This is a genomic window from Actinomadura formosensis (genome assembly GCF_050948385.1).
Taxonomy (GTDB): domain Bacteria; phylum Actinomycetota; class Actinomycetes; order Streptosporangiales; family Streptosporangiaceae; genus Spirillospora; species Spirillospora formosensis.
Window position 1 is genome coordinate 6,630,030 of the sequence record NZ_CP192011.1, and the last position, 19,463, is coordinate 6,649,492.

17 protein-coding genes and 1 pseudogene are annotated in these 19,463 nt (G+C 69.4%); 13 read left to right on the forward strand and 5 right to left on the reverse strand.

The genetic code is table 11. The features are described from left to right. The first annotated feature begins 4 nt into the window (after positions 1-4). The 3 genes from ACQP1N_RS31040 to ACQP1N_RS31050 all read left to right on the forward strand — a co-directional run bounded on the left by ACQP1N_RS31040 (position 5) and on the right by ACQP1N_RS31050 (position 3,700). Positions 5-1,525: a recombinase family protein gene (locus ACQP1N_RS31040; protein WP_433227852.1), complete on the forward strand. Its 1,521-nt coding sequence runs from the start codon at positions 5-7 to the stop codon at positions 1,523-1,525. A 565-nt stretch (positions 1,526-2,090) separates the two neighbouring features. Further along, positions 2,091-2,267, forward strand: coding sequence for a hypothetical protein (locus ACQP1N_RS31045; protein WP_433227853.1), 177 nt, complete (start codon positions 2,091-2,093; stop codon positions 2,265-2,267). Further along, on the forward strand, positions 2,264-3,700 hold the full coding sequence (locus tag ACQP1N_RS31050; protein ID WP_433227854.1) for a replication initiator: 1,437 nt from the start codon (positions 2,264-2,266) through the stop codon (positions 3,698-3,700). Before ACQP1N_RS31045 ends, ACQP1N_RS31050 begins: the two co-directional genes overlap by 4 nt. A 126-nt stretch (positions 3,701-3,826) precedes the next feature. Here ACQP1N_RS31050 and ACQP1N_RS31055 read toward each other — a convergent pair whose 3' ends face one another. The 3 genes and pseudogenes from ACQP1N_RS31055 to ACQP1N_RS31065 form a co-directional block, all read right to left on the reverse strand. Then, positions 3,827-4,876 carry an IS3 family transposase gene (locus ACQP1N_RS31055; protein ID WP_433227855.1) on the reverse strand — a complete coding sequence of 350 codons (1,050 nt, stop codon included), beginning with the start codon at positions 4,874-4,876 and terminating at the stop codon, positions 3,827-3,829. Further along, positions 4,816-4,950: pseudogene (locus tag ACQP1N_RS31060) on the reverse strand (transposase); the annotation flags it as partial. The gene ACQP1N_RS31055 and the pseudogene ACQP1N_RS31060, both read right to left, overlap by 61 nt. 1,138 nt (positions 4,951-6,088) lie before the next feature. Continuing rightward, positions 6,089-6,385 (reverse strand): hypothetical protein, encoded by a 297-nt coding sequence (locus ACQP1N_RS31065; RefSeq protein WP_433227856.1) that lies wholly within the window; start codon positions 6,383-6,385, stop codon positions 6,089-6,091. Between the two features lie 156 nt (positions 6,386-6,541). On the opposite strand from ACQP1N_RS31065, the gene ACQP1N_RS31070 reads away from it, so the two are divergent. After that, the gene (locus tag ACQP1N_RS31070; protein WP_433227857.1) at positions 6,542-7,777 is read left to right on the forward strand and encodes a helix-turn-helix domain-containing protein; all 1,236 of its coding nucleotides are present in this window, start codon (positions 6,542-6,544) and stop codon (positions 7,775-7,777) included. A gap of 22 nt (positions 7,778-7,799) precedes the next feature. Here the strand turns inward: ACQP1N_RS31070 and msrA are convergent, their stop codons facing one another. After that, complete coding sequence (msrA, locus tag ACQP1N_RS31075; protein WP_433227858.1) at positions 7,800-8,456, reverse strand: peptide-methionine (S)-S-oxide reductase MsrA; 657 nt, start codon at positions 8,454-8,456, stop codon at positions 7,800-7,802. An 88-nt stretch (positions 8,457-8,544) separates the two neighbouring features. On the opposite strand from msrA, the gene rarD reads away from it, so the two are divergent. The 9 genes from rarD (at position 8,545) to ACQP1N_RS31120 (ending at position 18,346) form a co-directional block, all read left to right on the forward strand. Continuing rightward, complete coding sequence (rarD, locus tag ACQP1N_RS31080) at positions 8,545-9,528, forward strand: EamA family transporter RarD (RefSeq protein WP_433232873.1); 984 nt, start codon at positions 8,545-8,547, stop codon at positions 9,526-9,528. Further along, positions 9,479-9,817 (forward strand): hypothetical protein, encoded by a 339-nt coding sequence (locus tag ACQP1N_RS31085; protein WP_433227859.1) that lies wholly within the window; start codon positions 9,479-9,481, stop codon positions 9,815-9,817. The genes rarD and ACQP1N_RS31085 overlap by 50 nt, the downstream gene beginning before the upstream one ends. A 402-nt stretch (positions 9,818-10,219) precedes the next feature. Continuing rightward, positions 10,220-11,584 carry a cytochrome P450 gene (locus ACQP1N_RS31090; RefSeq protein ID WP_433227860.1) on the forward strand — a complete coding sequence of 455 codons (1,365 nt, stop codon included), beginning with the start codon at positions 10,220-10,222 and terminating at the stop codon, positions 11,582-11,584. Further along, positions 11,581-12,507 carry a terpene synthase family protein gene (locus ACQP1N_RS31095; RefSeq protein ID WP_433227861.1) on the forward strand — a complete coding sequence of 309 codons (927 nt, stop codon included), beginning with the start codon at positions 11,581-11,583 and terminating at the stop codon, positions 12,505-12,507. Before ACQP1N_RS31090 ends, ACQP1N_RS31095 begins: the two co-directional genes overlap by 4 nt. 71 nt (positions 12,508-12,578) lie before the next feature. Then, positions 12,579-14,204 (forward strand): prenyltransferase/squalene oxidase repeat-containing protein, encoded by a 1,626-nt coding sequence (locus tag ACQP1N_RS31100; RefSeq protein ID WP_433227862.1) that lies wholly within the window; start codon positions 12,579-12,581, stop codon positions 14,202-14,204. Positions 14,205-14,432: 228 nt separating this feature from the next. Next, complete coding sequence (locus ACQP1N_RS31105; RefSeq protein WP_433227863.1) at positions 14,433-16,895, forward strand: sensor histidine kinase; 2,463 nt, start codon at positions 14,433-14,435, stop codon at positions 16,893-16,895. After that, positions 16,892-17,314 (forward strand): roadblock/LC7 domain-containing protein, encoded by a 423-nt coding sequence (locus ACQP1N_RS31110; RefSeq protein ID WP_067794445.1) that lies wholly within the window; start codon positions 16,892-16,894, stop codon positions 17,312-17,314. Before ACQP1N_RS31105 ends, ACQP1N_RS31110 begins: the two co-directional genes overlap by 4 nt. Further along, positions 17,311-17,751 (forward strand): DUF742 domain-containing protein, encoded by a 441-nt coding sequence (locus ACQP1N_RS31115; RefSeq protein WP_084262564.1) that lies wholly within the window; start codon positions 17,311-17,313, stop codon positions 17,749-17,751. The genes ACQP1N_RS31110 and ACQP1N_RS31115 overlap by 4 nt, the downstream gene beginning before the upstream one ends. Continuing rightward, positions 17,732-18,346: a GTP-binding protein gene (locus ACQP1N_RS31120; protein ID WP_067794447.1), complete on the forward strand. Its 615-nt coding sequence runs from the start codon at positions 17,732-17,734 to the stop codon at positions 18,344-18,346. The genes ACQP1N_RS31115 and ACQP1N_RS31120 overlap by 20 nt, the downstream gene beginning before the upstream one ends. 114 nt (positions 18,347-18,460) lie before the next feature. On the opposite strand, the gene ACQP1N_RS31125 is transcribed toward ACQP1N_RS31120, so the two are convergent. Continuing rightward, positions 18,461-19,378 (reverse strand): polyprenyl synthetase family protein, encoded by a 918-nt coding sequence (locus ACQP1N_RS31125; protein ID WP_131732771.1) that lies wholly within the window; start codon positions 19,376-19,378, stop codon positions 18,461-18,463. Positions 19,379-19,463 lie beyond the last annotated feature (85 nt).

Consider the following 19,463-nt stretch of genomic DNA (forward strand, 5'->3'; position numbering starts at 1 on the left):
TCCGGTGAGCGTGACCGAGCGTGACATCCTCCCTGTCGTCTCTTACGCGCGTATCTCTGCCGACCAAGAGCGCGACGAGCACGGCATCCAGCATCAGCACAAGGTCAATCGGCAGACCGCCGAGCGACTCGGCTGGACGGTGGTCGCGGAGTACACCGACAACGACAAGTCAGCCGCCAAGAGTGGCGTCGTCCGGGACGAGTTCGAGGCCATGCTTCGCGCACTCCGGACCGGGAAGCTTCAGGACGGCCGCGCCATCCGTGGGACCGTGGTCATGGTCGAAGACCGCTTGGTCCGGCGCCCCGGAGACTACGAGCGCTTCGTTGAAGCACTGACCTACCGGGAGGGACGGGTCTACGCCGACCAGCGCGGCCCCAAGGATCTCTACAGCGAGGACGTAGAGAGCATGGGCTTGATCGGTGCCGTCATCGCCAAGATGGAGGTCCGGAAGATGCAACGCCGGATGCGCAACGACCACCGCCGCCGCGCGCTCGCCGGAGAGCCGCCCGCCGGCGGCAACCGCCCGTTCGGGTGGAAAGACGACCGGCGCACGCTCGACCGCGACGAGGCCGCACTTGTGGCGAAGGCCGTCGAGCAGTTCGTTGCCGGACGCGGACTCAACTCCATCGTGCGGAGATGGCAGGAAGCAGGCGTCAAGACCACCACCGGCCGGGAGTGGACCACCACATCCCTAAAGGTGATGCTGCAGAACCCGCGCCTCTGCGGATGGCGCATGATCAACGGTGAACTCGTCCGAGGCACGGATGGCGAACCGATCGTTGGGCAGTGGGACGCCATCATCACCCCCGATCAGTGGATGGCGGTCAACGCCATCTTCACCGCCCGCAAGGGCAAGGCCGTGAACGCCAACGGTGCGGGAGCCCCACTCCCCCACGACTTCAGGGAGCACAAGCACCTCCTGACGGGCTTTCTCCGCTGCGGACGTCTCCGTCCGGACGGATCGATGTGCGGTGCCCGCCTACGCGTGACGCGACAGCGCGACTGCGTGCAGCACATCTACACGTGCCCGCCCAAGGCGTCGGGAGGATGCGGAGGCTTGGGCCGCCGAGGCGACAAGGTGGACGAGTTCATCTCCGAAGCCGTGTTGGCCAAGCTCGAAGAGCAAAGCACGGCCGCCGCCCGAGAGGTCGGCCCGTGGCCAGGCGAACAAGACCTCATAGGCGTAGAGGACCAGATCAAGGAACTCCGGGAACAGTGGCGCGCCCGCAAGATCAGCAACGCCCTGTTCTTCGAGGAGATCCCCGCGCTTGAGAGCGAGCAGACCCGCCTACGCACCGAGCGAGAGCGCTACGCCTTGACCGCCCAGCGCGCCGCCGCTGACATGACCGATATCCGCCGCCGCTGGTACTCGGAGGACGACGAAGACCGCTTGGACGTCTCCCAGAAGCGCGCGTACATCCGGGAAGCCCTTCACGCCGTGATCATCCACCCAGTCGGCAAAGGCAACGGCAGCCGATCCAAGTTCAACCCCGATCTCCTTGAGCCGATCTGGCGTGAGGACTGACCCGCATCCAGCGCCGAGGCCCCGGAGATGAGCACCGACCGGGGCCTTTGGCTGTGTGATCTACGCCACTTTCAGTCGTGTGCGGCCAGACGCCAGCGGACGCTACCGGACGTCAACGGTCACCCACGGACAACCACACACACCGGCAACCCCTACGGGCAAGGCGGTTTCGCAGGTTTGATCTTCGCGTGTGCGTGGCACAGTGGAGACCGGAGCCGCATCCAGCGACTTCGAGACATGCGAGTGGTGGGCGGGGTCGGCTCCCGTCGCAGGGGTCCCGCGAGGTGACCTCGGACAAAGCGGAAAGCCGGAACACACACACTAAATACACAGATCGCCGGGGTGGGCTCTCGGCACGTAAGACCGGGGTCGCGCCCGGGCGGGGTTCGCCCCGCGAAACGGCTCTCCCAACTTAGAAAGCCCTGGCTAACACGGCACATAAAGAAGGCCGCTCGCGCGAAGCACTGACCGGAACGAGCAGGCGTCAGCCTGCCCGCAGGTCGTGTCTTCAGTCCCGGAGATCGTTGCGCGCTCCCTAGCTGTGGCCAGGGAGAGGAGTCACGGGTTGAAGCCCAGCCCGGAAGCTGTCGCATGGGGAAAGCGTCAGGCCAGCACATCGCCGCACTGGTCAGACGCCAAATGGAGCAAGATCGAAGCAATCTTCGGCGTGAAGCTGCTCGCCCAGGACCAGACCGGGCAGCAGCCCCAGGAGGACGCCGAGCCGTTGCGGGACGCGGCATGAGCGCCCCGCAGATGCCCGAACTGCCGCCCGAACTGGCGGCCGCCGTCCAGCGCGCCGCGATGCCGGACTTTGAGCGCTGGCACCAGATGATCACCTCGGCGGGAGGGTGCGAGCAGCCGATCCGGCTGCGCGGCGAGCGGATCACGCTGGACGGCGAGACCGGCGAGCTGATCGAGTCCTACTCGACCGCCGACGAGCCCACCGGGTTCCTGATCACCGCGTGTGGGAACCGCCGCGCGTCCCGCTGCGCCGCGTGCGCCGAGGTCTACCGGGACGACACCTATCACCTGATCATCTCCGGTCTGACCGGTGGGAAGGGCGTCCCCGAGGAGGTCAGCGGGCACCCGCGCGTGTTCCTCACCCTGACCGCGCCCTCGTTCGGCGCCGTCCACGCCCACCGGGCCAAGGCCGGGAAGACCCAGCCGTGCCGACCCCGCCGAGACGACCCGGTGTGTGCGCACGGCCGCCCGGAGGGATGCCGAGCCCGGCACCAGGCTGACGACCCGCAGGCAGGGCAGCCAATCTGCGCCGACTGCTACGACTACCCCGCCGCCGTGCTGTGGAACGCCCACGCCCCCGAGCTGTGGCGCCGCCTGACCCTCACCGTCCCCCGGCTGATCACGGCCGAGCTGGGCATCACCCACAAGGCCCTACGCCAGCAGGCCCGCCTGTCCTACGCCCGCGTGATCGAGTACCAGCGGCGCGGACTCATCCACTTTCACGCCGTGGTGCGCCTGGACGGGCCGGACGGCCCCGACCAGCCCCCGCCCGCATGGGCCACCGCCGAACTCCTACAGCGGACGCTTCGCACCGCCGCCGCACAGGTCGAGGTACCGGCCCCGCACCCGGACGGGACCAGCCCGCCGCTGGTCCTGCGGTGGGGACGCCAACTCGACATCCAGCCCATCCAGGTCGCCGCCGAGCTGGACGGCATCGCCGACAAGCACGTGGCCCGCTACATCGCCAAATACGCCACCAAGGGCGCCGAGGACTCCGGCACCGCAGACCGCCCCATCCGGTACGCCACACAGATCAACTCGTTGAAGGTGTCCGAGCACGCCCGCCGCATGATCTGGACGTGCTTCGCACTGGCCGACCTACCCGAGTACCACGACCTACGGCTACGCAACTGGGCTCACATGCTGGGGTACGGAGGGCACTTCTCCTCCAAGTCCCGCCGGTACTCGGTCACCCTCACCGAGCTACGCCAGGCCAGAGCCGACCACGCCACCCAAGCGGCCCACCAAGCCGCAGGACGGCCCGAGCCCGACCCGGACCGCGCCACCGTGACCACCGGGCAATGGAAGTACCTCGGAAGCGGCCTCATGCACGGCGAACACTTCTGGGCCGAGCAAGCCCGCAACCGCATCCAGCAGGCACGGGCCATCCGGAACCAGATCACCGAACGTGACCAGGAACCGAAGGCGAGCTAGCCCGGACCACCCGGCGTCGAGGAGTTTCATTACAGGATCAAGGCGCCCGCAAGCGGGCGCGCGCACGGGGCCTGAGGGGCCACGCGTTTTCCGGACAGCTTCTTGATCGGTGATCTGCGGGCAGATCTACGCCGCTTGCTGCCGACTCAGGTACTGGGCATGCACCTCAAGCGGTGTCCGGTACCCGTTCGCGGAATGAAGCCTGTGTCGATTATAGAAGCCCTCGATGTACTGCACAACCGCACGGCGGGCCTTGGCTCGTGTGGCAAACACCATACGGTTGAGCCACTCGTTCTTCAACGCTCCGAAAAACGATTCGGCCATTGCGTTGTCCCAGCACACACCGGTCCTGCCGACCGAGCGCCGCATCTTGTACTTCTTGCTCAGATGCCGGCCGAACTCATCGCTGGTGTAGTTCGACCCACGATCTGAGTGGAAGATGCAACCTTCCTCGATGCGGATGCTTCCCGCCGCGGAATCCAGCGCAGCGGTGATGAGTGAAGTCTTGAAGTGGTCGGCCATCGCCCATCCGACCACCATCTTCGAATGGCAGTCGATAACCGTCGCCAGATACAGGAACCCTTCCCAGGTGGGGATGTAGGTGATGTCCCCGACCAGCTTGGTCCCGGGCCGCGCCGCGGTGAAGTCCCGGTTGACCAGGTCGGGGATCGCGCCCGGATCGCCCGCCAGGGTGGTGACCGGCCGCCACGGCCGCGGCTGCACCGGCTGGAGTCCGAGCTCGCGCATCAGCTGCCGCACCAACTCCAGCGAGGCCTCCTCGCCCGAGCGGGCCAGCACCGCGTGGACACGCCGATGGCCGTAAGTCTCGTGATTGGCGGCGAATATCGCCTCGATCAACGTCTTGAGGCGCTCCCGGCGTTCGGCGGTCGCCGACAACGGCCGGGTCCGCCACTCATAGAACCCCGACCGTGACACCCGCAGCCAGGCGCACATGTCAACGATGGCGTGGTCGGCCTTCTCCGCGTCGATGAACTCATATTTCGCGCTCACCGGTGATCCTTCGCGAAGAAGGCCGCGGCTTTTTTCAAGAACTCGTTCTCTTCGCGAAGCTTGCGGACCTCGCGTTCGAGTTCTCGTTCTCGAGGGCTCTTCGGCTCGCCGGCCGAGGTGGCGGACGAGTCCCCGCCGTGCCTTCTGCGGTACTCCTTGACCCAATTGCCCAAGGTGGTGTCGTGGATCCCGACCTCCCGGGCCACATGAGCGATGGGGCGCGGGCCGTCCAGGACCATGCGGACGATCTCGTCCTTGTGCTCCTGGGTGAAATGCCGCCTCTGTCTCGCCAACTGCCTTCCTCTCCGGTTCCACCCAACTCTAGTTGGGGGCCTGTCCGGAAGATCCGTGGCACCTCAGCCGGGCCGAGTGCCGCAGGCCGGTTCCCGACTTGCGCGGGGACCCCGCGCGGGGCCTCGGGACGGGCCATTGCGGGCAGGCAGGTGCCGCCCGTCCGCCGGTCAAGGCTACGAGGCCCCGCCCCCGCGCAAGTCCGGAACCGTCCAGCTTCAACGCGCGGCACAGCCGACACACATGGGCCGGATCTCGACAGAGTGAAGCGCGGGGGCGGGGTGCGTGGCCGGTCCCGCCCACCGCGGGGCGGGACCGTGGACGGCCGCCGCGCCTTGCGCGTGCGGCGCTGGGGCGCCGTTCGCGGCGCGGCCCCGACCACCGCCCCGCCCCACCGTGGACGGCCCGCACCCACCGCACCGCGCAACCCCAGGCAGGCCCCCGCGCAGAGCAGGCCGCACAGGTACCGGGCAGCGGCTTCCACGCCGGGCGACGCTTAAGACGGAATTGCCGCAACGGCGCCGGCTGACTCCCTGCGGTCGCCCCTACGGGGTGGCCTTACGGCCATCGACCGGCCCCAACCCTGCCAGCACGCAAGGGAAGCCGCGGCCCTCAACTCACCGCGCAGCAGTCATTAAACGGCCCCGCCTCTCTGCCACGAGGGCGAAGCAGAGAGACGGGGCGGGCAGTGACGAGCGGCTCAAACTCCCCAGCCGGAGCCACGCGTCACCACCGGGAACGAGGGACAATCCCCGAGCCCCACCCCACAGGATTCGTCCCTCTTGCGGCCTACCAGGTGCCGAGGAACATGCGGTGTTTGAGAACGGCGTCGACCTGTTCGGCCGCCGCTTTGGCGTCATCGCAGGGAGCCAGGTAGCCCCGCCGCTCTCCTCCCGTCACCGGCCAGACGGACGCATCAGGAACTTCTGTTGAGGCCATGGCCAGGCCGCCGGATTCTCCAGCGCTTCCCGCAGCTCACGCGGGTTGGCCGCTTCCACCAGCCGCGCCCCCTCCGGCGACGGGACCAGCGCCCACCATGCCCCCGTGGCCCGCCCGTACCACGTGACCGCCCCGAACGCGGGACCCCTACCCATCGGCCTGCGCGGCGAGCTTGCCCTTCACCGCCACCACCACCTCGTGCAGGTGCGCGTCATCGGCCGGAGCGATCGCACCACCGCCCGAGAAGGCGAACCACAGTTCACCGCCGCAGACCGCCCGCCGATCGCACCGCACCACCACCGGCGACCCGAACACGGCCGGAACCGCCAGCAACGGGTCAGACTCGGCCACCTCCACCGCGTACCCGTGCGCCTTGAGTGCCTGCGCCAGCGCCCACACCCGCAGACGCCGCGCCTCCGTCACCTCCGAAGCTTCCGTTGCCATGGAAGCCATCCCTTCACCGAGGCGCAGGACGGGGGTTGACCGTTGGCGCCTGCCGCCTCTTCCATGGCTTGAGCCTGTCTTTTCGGGCTGTCTCCTCAGAGGCGCCTACCAGGGGGCCGGAGAGGGGCCAGACTGAGGAGTGAGGGAGGGGCCAGCGTGATCAACGAAAAGCGGCAACGGTTCGGTCTGTATCTCGCGGGGTTGCGGCGCAACGCGCACAAGAGCCAGCGACAGTTAGCGGAGTCGTTGTGCCGCATCTCAGGAACGGCGTCTGTGACACGCCACGAGATCAGCCGATGGGAACGAGGCGAACGAATCCCCGATGTCTGGATTTCCGCCCTCTCCGAAGCCCTAGACGTTCCCCTTCAGACGCTTGAACGGGCAGCCGCCCATGCGCGCGGCGAGGACTTCTCGCCCGAAGCGCCCAGCCCAGCGGAAGCACTCTCCTATTTCCTGCCCGAAGACGTCGAACTCGGGCCATTGGCGAGCAGCACAGGCCGTCGAGTCGGGACGTCCACGGCGGCCGCGCTTGCCGATCGGGCGCACGGCCTGCGGCTCGGAGACGATGTCATCGCCAGCCGCGATCTGCTCGCGCCAGCCTTCAGGGAGTTGGACGGCGCAGTCCAGCTCTACCGAGAGACGACGCATTCCGAGCAGACCGGCCGCTCACTCCTCGGCAGCATCGGCGAGATAGCCCAGATCACCGGATGGATCGCCAGCGACGCGGGCCAACATGACCAGGCGGCACGCGCATACCGGCTCGGAATCTCGGCGGCCAGGGAGGCCGGAGACCTCGCACTCGTCGGTCACCTCGCAGGGAGTCTGGCCTACCAGCTCACCAACACCGGCCACGAAGAGGACGGGCTTAGTCTGGCCCGCGCCGCGCTGGAAGAGGCTGGGCCGGACGCACCAGCCAAGGCCCGCGCGCTCTACCTCGACCGAGTCGCATGGGCGAACACCAAAGCGGGCAACGCCCAACCAGCCATGCGCGCTCTTGCCCAAGCTCACGAAGCCATGGACGAGGAGGGCTCGCGAGAGGCACCGGATTGGGCCTACTGGGTATCGCCCGAGGAACTCGACGTGATGGACGCCCGCGTCTTCACCGAACTCCACAAACCCCTACGGGCCGTGCCTCTCCTGCAAGAGGTGCTCAGCCGGTACGACTCGACACGCACGCGCGAGCTTGCTCTGTACCTATCTTGGCTCGCGGTCGCCCTGGTGGACGCCAACGAGCCCGAAGAGGCAGCCGAGACGGCGCGGCGCATGCTCGACCTCTCGGCCCGCTTCCCCAGCGATCGGACTGCGAAGCGTGGGCGAGTCGTGCTGACCAAGCTGGAGCCGTACCGGGACGTCCCCGAAGTGCGCGAGGTACTCGACACCTACGCCGCTTGACCGCTGCGCAGCAGGTCAGACGCTACTCGGCAGGGGCGACGCCTACCGGGCAAGAGAGTCCCGTCCCGCCTATGCCGCAGTAGCCTCCGGGGTTTTTATTGTCCGAAAGGTACTGCTGGTGGTAGTCCTCGGCGAAGTAGAAGTCGGGGGCCTTGGTGATCTCGGTGGTTATGGGGCCGTAGCCGGCGGTGGCGAGGGTCTGCTGGTAGGCGTCTCGGGAGGCTTCGGCGGCCTTCTGCTGGACGTCGGTGCGGGTGAAGATGGCCGAGCGGTACTGGGTGCCGATGTCGTTGCCCTGGCGCATGCCCTGGGTGGGGTCGTGGGACTCCCAGAAGACGCGGAGCAGGTCGTCGTAGGAGATCTTGGCGGGGTCGTAGACGACGCGGACGGTTTCGGCGTGGCCGGTCTGGCCGCTGCAGACCTCTTCGTAGGTGGGGTTCGGGGTGTAGCCGCCCGCGTAGCCGGCGGCGGTGGAGATGACGCCGGGGGTCTGCCAGAACTTGCGTTCGGCGCCCCAGAAGCAGCCGAGGGCGAACTCGGCGATCTCGGCGCCGTCCGGGTAGGGCGGGGCCAGGGGGGCGTCGAGGACCTCGTGGCGAGGCGGCACCGGGATGGGCTCGTCCCTGCCGGGGAGTGCCTTCTCCGGAGAGACCATCTGGGTCTTCGCAAAGCCGAACATGTTACCCAGATTACTCTCCGGATGAGTCATGAGTGTGACCAGGTATGGCTGATTACCAAGTAGAGTTCCGGGTGTGGTGAAGCGGGGGATGCTGTTCGGGGTCGGGGCCTACGTGATGTGGGGGTTGTTCCCGCTGTACTGGCCGCTGCTGAAGCCGGCCGGGGCGGTCGAGATCCTCGCGCACCGGGTCATGTGGTCGCTGGTCGCGGTCGCCGCGGTGCTCGCGGTGCGCAGGACCCGGATCCGGAACCTGGGGCTGCGCAGAGGGCTGCTGCTGGCGCTGGCCGCGGTGGTGATCAGCGTCAACTGGGGGACGTACATCTACGCCGTCAACAGCGGGCAGACGCTTGAGTCCGCGCTGGGGTACTTCATCAACCCGCTGATCAGCGTGGTGTTCGGTGTGGTGATCTTCCGGGAGCGGCTGCGGCCGGGGCAGTGGGCGGCGGTCGGGCTGGGGACGGTGGCGGTCATCGTGCTGACCGTCGATTACGGGCGTCCGCCCTGGATCGCGCTGGTGCTGGCGTTCGCGTTCGGGACGTACGGGCTGCTCAAGAAGTTCGCCGACATGCCGTCGGCGGAGAGCCTGGCGGTCGAGACGGCCCTGCTGTTCCTGCCCGCCCTGGTGTTCGTGCTGGTGCTGGAGGGACGGGGCGAGGCGTCCTTCGGGCACCACGGGATGGGGCACGCGGCGCTGATCGTGGGGGCGGGACTCGTGACGGCCGTCCCGCTGATGCTGTTCAACGCGGCGGCGATCAGGCTGCCCATGACCGCCATCGGCATGTTGCAGTACCTGGCGCCCGTGCTGCAGTTCGTCATCGGGTTCTTCGTCCAGCACGAGGAGATGCCGCCGAGCCGGTGGGCGGGGTTCCTGCTGGTGTGGCTGGCGCTGGTGACGCTGACATGGGACGGGGTGAACGCCGGGCGCCGGAAGCGATGCCCGAAACCGCCCGAAGAGGCTAAAGTGCCGGACGTCGAACCCCGGATTCGAGGAGTTCTCGTTGCGTCTGGTCAGCTTCACCGTGTTGGGGACGGCACTCGTCGCGGCGGGCATGCTGGCACCGGCGACGGGTGAGGCGACGGCCATCGGGCACGACGACGTCACGGTGGAGCCGGGCGTGGCGCGGCCCGGGGAGCGGGTCCGGGTCTCGGTGCCCGGGTGCGGGGGCATGGCGCGGGCGGTGACGTCCGAGGTGTTCGCCGGGCAGGCCGTGCGCGGCGCCGCCACCGTGAAGCCGGATGCCGCGCCCAGCACGTACGCGGTCGAAGCGCGGTGCGGTTCACGGAAAGTGACCGGCAAGATCCGGGTGGCGGGACGGCTGGGATGGCCGGATATCGTGCCCGCCGGCCACGATTCCCGATAACCGGGAAAAGCGGAAGCTCCCTCCTTTTCTATTGCTCATTACTTAGCGTGGCCGATCGGCGGCGCGAGCACCTCTTCTCTCCGGCACCTGCGGGGATGCTGTCAACTCGTCTCGTCAACTGAGACAACCAGTCCAGCAAGTGATAAACCTCACCCGGTGGCGGTTGAGATTTCTACCGTTCGACCCCTTGATCCCGTTAAATGATCATATGATACTCCCACGAAACCCTACATAACACCCACGCCTCACAGAGAACGCCAGAAACCCCCATTCCTCTGCTTCCGGTGTCCACCGCGAGGGACACCGGGGCGCCTCGGCAGGCCCGCGCCGAGGGGCCGTATCCCCTGAGACACGCGAGCACGGGTCGAGACGCTTCAACTCAACATCGAGGGGCAGTCGGTAATGTCCGTTGACGCGGTTCCAGCCCAGAAGCCCAAGAACTTCCCCCTTTACCGCACGGCCGCCGGGTTCGTCCGCGATCCGCTCCGACAACTGGAGCGGATCAGCAGCGAGGGCGACGGCCGGCTCATCCGCATCGACCTCGGCGCTTCGCACCCTTACCTCGTCACCCACCCCGACCACATCCAGCAGGTACTGCGGCGGGAGTCGGAGAACTTCCAGCGGGACGGGGTGTTCTGGCGGCCGCTCCGCGAGCTGATGGGCGACAGCATCCTCTCCGAAGGCGCCGAGTGGGAGCACAGCAAGCGCGTCCTGCAGCCGGTCTTCACCACGCGCAACGTCAACCGGCTCACCGGGCTGATGGCCGGGGCGATCAACAACGCGGTCGCCAAGCTGGACGAGCCGGCCCGCACGGGACAGCCCGTCGACGTCCTGGCGGAGATGGGCCGGATCGTCAACGAGACCGTCATCAAGGTCCTGTTCGGTGACAAGATCTCCCCGAACGACGCCAACCGGCTGATCCCGACGTTCGACCAGATCGCCACATTGATCTCGTTCCGGTTCCTGCTGCCGTTCGTCCCGCGCGCGATCCCGATGCCCGGCGACCGGGCCTTCCGGGACGCCGTCAACGTGATGGACGAGGTGCTGTTCGAGCTTGTGGAACGTTACCGGGACGACCCGGGCGACGGCAGCGACATCTTCACCGCGCTCTGCCAGGCCCCCACCGAGCACGGCGAGCCCCCGACCAACAAATGGATCCGCGACAACCTGCTCGCCATGTTCGCCACCAGCACCGAGACGACGACGCTGGCGCTGACCTGGCTGTGGCCGCTGCTGCACGACCACCCGGACGTCCAGGACCGGCTGGTCGCCGAGATCGAGGAGGTCGTCGGCGGCGACCCGGTCCGCCCGGACCATCTGCCCAGGCTGCCGTACGTGTCGCAGGTCGTGGACGAGCTGCTGCGCCTCTACCCCGTCGGCTGGATGTTCCCCCGCATGGCCACCAGGCCGACGTCCATCGGCGGCGTGCCCATCCGGCCGGGCGACTCGGTGCTCATCAGCCCGTTCCTCACCCACCGGCTGGCATCGGTGTGGGAACGTCCGCTGGAGTTCGACCCCGACCGGTTCACCCCGGAGAACGTCCGCGAGCACCACCGCTACGCCTACTTCCCGTTCGGTGGCGGACCGCACCAGTGCATCGGCCGGCACGTGTTCAAGGTCGAGGCGCGGATGATCCTCACGAGTATCCTCAGCCGGTTCCGGCCCAGGCTGTCGGAGGCGGTGCCGGCCATGCCGCGCATCGGCGCGACGCTGCGGCCCCGAGAGCCGCTGGAGATGACGCTGACGCACGCCGGGAAGGGCGAGTGAGCGGGAGCGGAGCCGGCGAACTCGCCCACCCTGCCCATCAGGGGCGGACGAGCACGCCCGCCCTCGAATCCGGGACGATCTGCGCGGTCGCCGGCCAGTCGCAGCGGCAGATGCGCGGCTGGGCCGCCGAGTACCCCGCGCTGTACGGGGCACAGGCGTTCGATCCGGCGCTGTTCAGCACACTGTCACTCGCGGCGGCGTTCAGCGGCCCCGGGCTCACCGCCGGCGGGCTGCGCATGGCCAACCGGGTCTGCCTGTGGTGCTTCGGCCTCGACTGGCTGATCGACTACGCGGCGTCGTCCCGCGCGCAGGTGCGCGGTCTCGTCCGGCGGTGCGCGCGGGTCGCCGACGGCGCGGAACCCGGGGACGGCGACTGCGCCGAGGATGAGCTGATGCGGTTCCTCGCCGCCGTCCGGGACGAACTGGCGGCCGAACCCGCCCATCCCGGCCTGCGGGACGTCTGGCGGGAGGAACTCCAGCGGGTGCTCGACGCGATGGCGCTCGAATGGGACTGGAAGGCCGCCCGGGAGAAGGGCGAGCACGGACCCGCGTTCGAGGAGTACCTCGCGAACGCCGACAACCTCGGTTTCTCGTTCGTGTTCGCCTCGCACTGGATCGCGTCCGGGGGCGGCGGGAACGTTCCGGTGGTACGTGAGGCGAGCCGGACCGTGCAGCGGGTGATCCGGCTGCTGAACGACCTCGGCACCTACGAGCGCGATCTGAAGTGGGGCGATCTGAACGGCCTGCTGCTCGACCGGACGCGCGCCGAGGTCGAGGAGCGCATCGGGGAACTGACCAGCGAAGCCCGGACGCTGCTCCGGGACGCCGCGCGGAGCGTCCCGGAACTGGCCGGCTACATGGAACGCCAGATGGACTTCTGTGCGGGCTTCTACGGAGTCACCGACTTCTGGGGCACGTTGTGAGCATCGCCGACCGTCCTGTTGTGTGGAGCGCCGTCCCTTACCCGCGCCGTCCGGCCACGAGGTCCGGTGGCGTGGACCTGAACAACGCCGTCGGCGAGCTCATCGCCGGGCTGGTCACGCGGCAGTGGGGGCAGGTCACTCCCTCGGTGTACGAGACCGGCCGGCTGGTGACGTTCGCCCCCTGGCTCACGGGCCACGAACGGCGCCTGGGGTTCCTGCTGGAGACGCAGCGTCCGGACGGCGCCTGGGGCGTCCCCGACGACGGGTACGCGCTCGTCCCCACGCTGAGCGCGGTCGAGGCGCTGCTCGGCGAACTCACCGGCGAGGCGCGGCGGGACGGCGGGAGCGGCCTGCACCGCGCATGGCTGGCGCACTCGGCCGAGCGCGGGCTGCGGGCGATCCGCCTGCGGATGTGCGGGCCGGCCGCGGCGTCCCTGGACCTGCCCGACCTGCCGGCGATCGAGCTGATCGCGCCCGCCCTGACCGAGCGGATCAACGTGTCGCTGGCCCGGCTGCGGGACCGTCCGGTGCCGGGGCTCGCCGGCTGGGCGGGATGCGAGCTCGGCCCGCCCGCGGGGCTGTCCCGCAAGAAGCTCGACTTCGTACGCGCCCTGTTCGCCGCGGGGGCGGACGTGCCGCAGAAGCTGGTGCACGCGCTGGAGATCGCCGGGGACGACGCCGCCGGGCTGCCCTGGCCTACCCCCGAGCCGACCGGCACGATCGGCGCGGCACCGGCGGCCACCGCGGCCTGGCTGGGCGCGGACGCGGCCGACGACCTGGAGAATCCGGCCCGCTGGTATCTGGAGACCGTGGTGGCGCAGCACGGCGGGCCGGTGCCGTGCGGTTTCCCGCTGACCGTGTTCGAACGCGGCTGGGTGATCGCGTGGCTGGTGCGCGCGGGCGTCCGGTGCGCCGTCCCGCCGGAGATCGTGCTCAGCCTGACGGCGCCGCTCGGCCCGGCGGGCACCCCGGCGGCGGAGGGCCTGCCGGCGGACGCCGACACCACGGCCGGGGCGCTGTACGCCCTGGCCCTGCTCGGCGCGCCGCACCGGCCGGATCCGCTCTACGCCTACGAGACGGACACGCATTTCTGTACGTGGCAGGGCGAGGAGGGCGCGTCGATCACGACGAACGCGCACGTCCTTGAGGCGTTCGGCGAATACCTCGCCGCGGGCAGGCCCGGCGCGCAGGCGTCCCGGTACGCCGCGACCGCAACGAAGGTGGCGGGCTGGCTCCGCGAGCAGCAGGCGCCGGACGGAAGCTGGTCCGACCGGTGGCACGCGTCGCCGCTCTACGCGACGGCGTGCAGCGCCATCGCGCTCGCGCGGTTCGGCGGGCCGGAATCGGCCGCGGCGGTCGGCGCGGCCCGGCGCTGGGTCCTGGAGGCGCAGCGGCCGGACGGCTCCTGGGGCCGCTGGGGCGGCACGTCGGAGGAGACCGCGTACGCGGTGCAACTCCTGCTGCTGACCGGCGCGGTCCCCGCGCCGGCCGTCCGGGACGCGGTCGACCGGGCCGTCCCGCGGCTGCTCCGCTCACTGACCGGCGCGGACGGCGGAGACTTCGGTGAGCCGGCGCTGTGGCATGACAAAGACCTTTACCGGCCCTCGGCGATCGTCCGGGCGGGTGTGCTCGCCGCGCTGCAACTCGTCCGCACGATGCCCGGGGGCGGATCCGGCACGCGGCCGATGTTCGACTGAGTGAATTCCGCCACATCGACAGTCCTCCGCATCCCCCTCAAAATGCGACAAAGCGCCCGCCGTTGATGATTCACCTTGAGGGGTTATGGTCCTGTTGCTAGTCTTCTAGGCCGTATGGAACGGCGGCTTGCCGTCGCCCTTGCATCCCTCTGACCGCGCAATCCGCCCCCACTCGTCTATGGCAACGGCGGCTTGCGAGCCATTTCACATATTGTTTGGGCGATTGTAATGCGCTTCCGCAACTCGCGCCTGCGAACCAAGATCGCGGCGCTCTTGCTTTCCCTCACGGCACTCTGGGTTTTCGCCGCCTGGGTGACGCTGCGCGAAGGCGTCAATCTGCTCGGCGTCAGCACCCTGGACCGCGTGCTGGCGCAGCCGACCGACCCGTTGCTCGCCGACCTGCAGCACGAACGCTGGATCTCCATGGTGCAGTTGGCGCGGCCGGACGCCGTCAACCGCGCGGCACTCGACAAGCAGCGTGCCGAGACGGACAAGACACGCGCGGAAGCGATCCGGCTGGCCCGCGACAGCAACGTCTCCCTGTTCGGCAGCAAGCTCCTCGAACGGCGCGTCTATCAGATGCTGGACCAACTGAGGGCGCTGGACGCCACCCGGCACTCGGTCGACGCCGGTGCCACCGACCGGGCCCGGATCACCGACGCGTATTCGGAGGTCATCGAGTCCATTTTCCGGGTCTACGATTCGCTCGCGACCCTGGACGACAAGGATTTCGCCCGCGACACCCGGACGCTGCTCGAGCTGAACCGCACCTGGGAACTGCTTTCCCAGGAAGACGCATTGATGTCCGGTTCCCTCACGGTCGGCCGGATCACACCCGCCGAACTCATCGAGTTCACCCAGCTGGTCGGCAGCCGGCGGCACAACACCGCGCAGGCGCTGCTCAACATTCAGAGCTCGGACCCCGTCCTCTACAAGGCCCTGACAGAGAACGCGAAGCTGCGGCAGGTCGAGGCGTTCGAGGACGAGGTGATGCAGAACCGCCGGATCCCCAAGGCCGGGCAGTCCCGGCTGAACTGGCGTCCCTCGATGACCGCCGACCGGTGGGACTCGGCGGCCGACCCGGCCCTGCACTACATGCGCCTGCAGATCCAGGCCTCCGGCGACCGGCTGGTCGAGCGCGCCACGCCCATCGCGGCGGGGGTCATCCTCCGGCTGGCGCTGGCCGGTGGTCTCGGGCTCCTCGCGGTCATCGCGTCGGTCATCGTGTCGATCACCACGGCACGTGCCCTCGTCCGGCAGCTCGAACGGCTGCGCGGCGCCGCCTGGGAGCTGGCCGAGCAGCGGCTGCCCAGCGTCGTCGAACGGCTGGGACACGGTGAGAAGGTGGACGTCGCGCTCGAGGCGCCCCCGCTGCAGTTCGGCACCGACGAGATCGGCCAGGTGGGACGCGCGTTCAACGCCGTCCAGGAGACCGCGATCCGTACCGCCGTCGAGCAGGCCGAACTGCGCCGCGGCATCCGGGACGTCCTGCTGAGCCTGGCCCGCCGCACCCAGACGCTGGTCCACCGGCAGCTCACCATGCTCGACACGATGGAGCGCAAGCGCGACATCGACCCGAAGGACCTGGAAGAGCTGTTCCGGCTCGACCACCTCGCCACCCGCATGCGGCGCAACGCCGAGAACCTCATCGTGCTGTCCGGGGCGATCCCGGCCCGCGGCTGGCGGCAGTCGGTGCCGATGGTGGACGTCGTGCGCGCCGCGGTCGGCGAGGTCGAGGACTACACCCGCGTCACCGTCCTGCCGTTCGGACCGATCGAACTCACCGGCCGCGCCGTCGGTGACATCACCCACCTGCTGGCCGAGCTGATCGAGAACGCGGTGTCGTTCTCCCCGCCGGACACCGCCGTGCACATCGGCGGCCACCTCGTCGCCAACGGCTTCGCCATCGACATCGAGGACCGCGGGCTCGGCATGACCGACGAGAAGCTCGCCGAGATCAACGAGCGGATCGTCGACCCGCCCGAGTTCAACCTGCGCAGCTCCGTCCAGCTCGGCCTGTTCGTCGTCGCGAAGCTCGCCGAGCGCTACGGCGTGCGCGTCTCGCTGAAGCGGTCGGCCTACGGCGGCACGACGGCCGTCGTCGTCATCCCGCAGGACCTGATCGTCGAGAGCGACGCCGCGAAGAGCCCCGCGACCACCACCCAGAACGGCCTCACCGTCCGGCAGCCGGCGGCGGTCTCCGCCGGCGCCAGGTCCTCGGGGGCGCATCCGACGGCCAGTGTGACGACCATGACCAGGAAGCCGTCCACCTCGCCCCCCGCCCTGGTGGCCGTGCCGCCGCCCGCGGCCGACCCGGACGATCCGGACGACGCAGCCGACCAGGACGACCGCGAGGACCCGGCCCCCGACCCCGGTGACACGGAGACTTCCGAGCCGCAGGCCAGCGCCGCGGCGGAGACCAGCCACCCGGAGGATCAGCCACCCGTGACCGACAACTCCATCACCCCGTCCGGCCTGCCCGTCCGCGTTCCCCAGGCCAACCTCGCGGCGCCGCTGCGCACCGACGAACCCGTCGTCGCCCAGCAGCCGGACGAGCACGACGACGACCCAGGCCGCTCGCCCGAGGAGATTCAGCGGATCATGGGTTCCTACCAGCGCGGCACCCGCCTTGCGAGGACGGCCGTCGAGTCCCTCGGCAACGAAGCAGTGGAAGGCGAGAACGAGCAGTGAAGCAGAAAGCAGGTGCGCCGTCCGATCTGGGCTGGCTGCTGGACGACCTGATCCACCGTGTGCCGCACGCGCACAGCGCGGTCGTCCTGTCCGCGGACGGCCTTCTCATGGCCTCCTCGGAAGGGATGAGCCAGGACGACGGCGAACACCTGGCCGCGGTGGCCGCCGGCATCCAGAGCCTGGCCAAGGGCGCCGGGACACGGTTCGGCGGCGGCCCGGTCAGGCAGACGATCATCGAGATGCAGTCGCAGTTCCTGCTGGTGACGGTGGCCGGCAAGGGCGCCTGCCTCGCCGTGCTGGCGGGCGATGAGGCCGACGTCGGCCTCATCGCCTACGAGATGGCGATGCTCGTCACCAGCATGGGGCACCATCTCACCTCGCCGTCACGTTCGGAGACCGCGGAGGGCCGCTCCACATGATGCCGCCCGAAGACCCCTCGCCCGACCTCTGGCCGGAGACCCCGCCGCTCCCACCGGCCCCCGAACCGGACACGCACGAACGCTGGCTCGACGACCAGGCCGGCCCCATGGTGCGTCCCTACGTGATGACCAGCGGGCGCATCGAGCCGACCCGCGGCAAGTTCGACCTGATCACCCTCGTGGTCGCGGCCGGCCCGGAACCGGACACCGTGATCGGGCTCGGCCCCGAGCACCTGGCGCTCATCCGGCTCTGCCAGAACGTCATCTCGGTCGCCGAACTCACCGGCCATCTCAACCTGCCCGTCGCGACCGTGCGGGTCCTGCTCGGCGACCTGCTCGACAAGGGGTTCGTCTCCATGCAGGAACCCGAACCGGAGGCGGACATGCACGACATCAGGCTCTACAAGGCGGTGATCGATGGTCTCCGGGCCCTCTAGAGGCGTACGCGCCCGCCGGCTTCCCACCGCGGTCAAGATCGTGATCGCGGGCGGTTTCGGGGTCGGCAAGACCACGATGGTGGGCACGGTCTCCGAGACCCGGCCGCTGCGCACCGAGGAACTCCTCACCGACCAGAGCATCGGCGTGGACGACATCGCCGGGGTGGAACGCAAGAGCACCACCACGGTCGCGATGGACTTCGGCCGCATCACGATGCGGGACGAGTACGTCCTCTACCTGTTCGGGACCCCCGGCCAGGAACGCTTCTGGTTCATGTGGGACGAGGTCGCCCTCGGCGCGCTCGGCGCGGTCGTCCTCGCCGACACCCGCCGCCTGTCCGACTGCTTCCCGTCGGTGGACTACTTCGAGCGCCGCGGCACCCCGTTCGTCGTCGCGGTCAACTGCTTCGAGGGCGCCCAGCGCTACGACCTCCAAGAGATCCAGATGGCCCTCAACCTGGGCCCCAAGGTCCCCGTCATGCTCTGCGACGCCCGCCGCGTCGAATCCTGCAAGAAGGTCCTCATCGACCTCGTCCTGCACGCCATGAAGTTCCGCGGCCTGACCGAAGAGCCCGCCGAACCGCAGAAAGCCTGAACCCGAACAGCCGGGCTTCAAGAGCGGGGCCGTTCGCGCCCACCGGCATCGCCGGCGCGAACGGCCCCGCGCGGTCACGTCCCGCCACCTGGATCAGCGGCCGGGCGGCGCGGATCAGCCCGTGCGGCTCACCACGTAGTCGCAGAGGTTGGTGAATGCCTCGCGGGCGGGGATCTCGGGGAGGGTGAGGAGTTCGGCGCGGGCGTCCTCGGCCCAGCGGCGCAGGTCGGCACGGGCACGGTCCATGGCGGGGTGGGCGCGCAGCAGGGTGAGGGCCTCGGCGTGGCGGGTGTCGTCGGTGAGGTCCTGGACGAGGAGTTCGCGGAGGCGGGCGTCGTCCGGCCCGGAACCGATCCCGCCGAGGACGTGGTGCATCGGAAGGGTGCGGACGCCCTCGCGCAGGTCGGTGCCCGGCGTCTTGCCGGACTCCTCGGTCTCGGACGCGATGTCGAGGATGTCGTCGGAGAGCTGGAAGGCGATGCCGATCTTCTCGCAGGCGGAGGTGATCGTGTCGACGACATGGGGCGGGGCGCCCGACAGCAGGGCGCCGAACTGGCCGGAGACGGCGATGAGGGACGCGGTCTTGTCGGCGACGACCTGCAGGTAGTGCTTGAGGGGGTCGGCGGAGGTGCCGGGGCCGACCGTCTCCTGGATCTGGCCGCGGACGAGGCGGGCGAACGCGCGGGCCTGGATGCGGACCGCCTCGGGGCCGAGGTCGGCGAGCAGGTCGGAGGCGCGGGCGAACAGGTAGTCGCCGGTGAGGATCGCGACGGTGTTCGTCCAGCGGGAGTTGGCGGACTCCTGGCCGCGGCGGACGGTCGCCTCGTCCATCACGTCGTCGTGGTAGAGGGTGCCGAGATGGGTCAGCTCCACGACGACGGCGGCGGGGACGACGCCCGCGGCGGCCGGGTCGCCGAAGTGGGAGGCGAGCAGCACCAGCATCGGCCGGAACCGCTTGCCGCCCGCCTCCACGAGATGCTCGGACGCCTCGGTGAGCAGCGGATCCTCGCCACGCACGCAGTCGAGGAGCATGGCCTCGACATCGGCCAGACGCGCTTTCGCAGCGGACGCGAGCGCGGCGTCGATGGGAAGCCCGAACGGGCCGGTCTCCTTGACG

Bases quoted from the DNA above. Each gene is read 5' to 3' on its own strand.
- ACQP1N_RS31050 (WP_433227854.1), top strand. From the start codon at position 2,264: ATGAGCGCCCCGCAGATGCCCGAACTGCCGCCCGAACTGGCGGCCGCC.
- ACQP1N_RS31065 (WP_433227856.1), bottom strand. From the start codon at position 6,385: ATGGCAACGGAAGCTTCGGAGGTGACGGAGGCGCGGCGTCTGCGGGTG.
- msrA (WP_433227858.1), bottom strand. From the start codon at position 8,456: ATGTTCGGCTTTGCGAAGACCCAGATGGTCTCTCCGGAGAAGGCACTC.
- rarD (WP_433232873.1), top strand. From the start codon at position 8,545: ATGCTGTTCGGGGTCGGGGCCTACGTGATGTGGGGGTTGTTCCCGCTG.
- ACQP1N_RS31090 (WP_433227860.1), top strand. From the start codon at position 10,220: ATGTCCGTTGACGCGGTTCCAGCCCAGAAGCCCAAGAACTTCCCCCTT.
- ACQP1N_RS31105 (WP_433227863.1), top strand. From the start codon at position 14,433: ATGCGCTTCCGCAACTCGCGCCTGCGAACCAAGATCGCGGCGCTCTTG.
- ACQP1N_RS31115 (WP_084262564.1), top strand. From the start codon at position 17,311: ATGATGCCGCCCGAAGACCCCTCGCCCGACCTCTGGCCGGAGACCCCG.
- ACQP1N_RS31120 (WP_067794447.1), top strand. From the start codon at position 17,732: ATGGTCTCCGGGCCCTCTAGAGGCGTACGCGCCCGCCGGCTTCCCACC.
- ACQP1N_RS31125 (WP_131732771.1), bottom strand. From the start codon at position 19,378: ATGCTCCTCGACTGCGTGCGTGGCGAGGATCCGCTGCTCACCGAGGCG.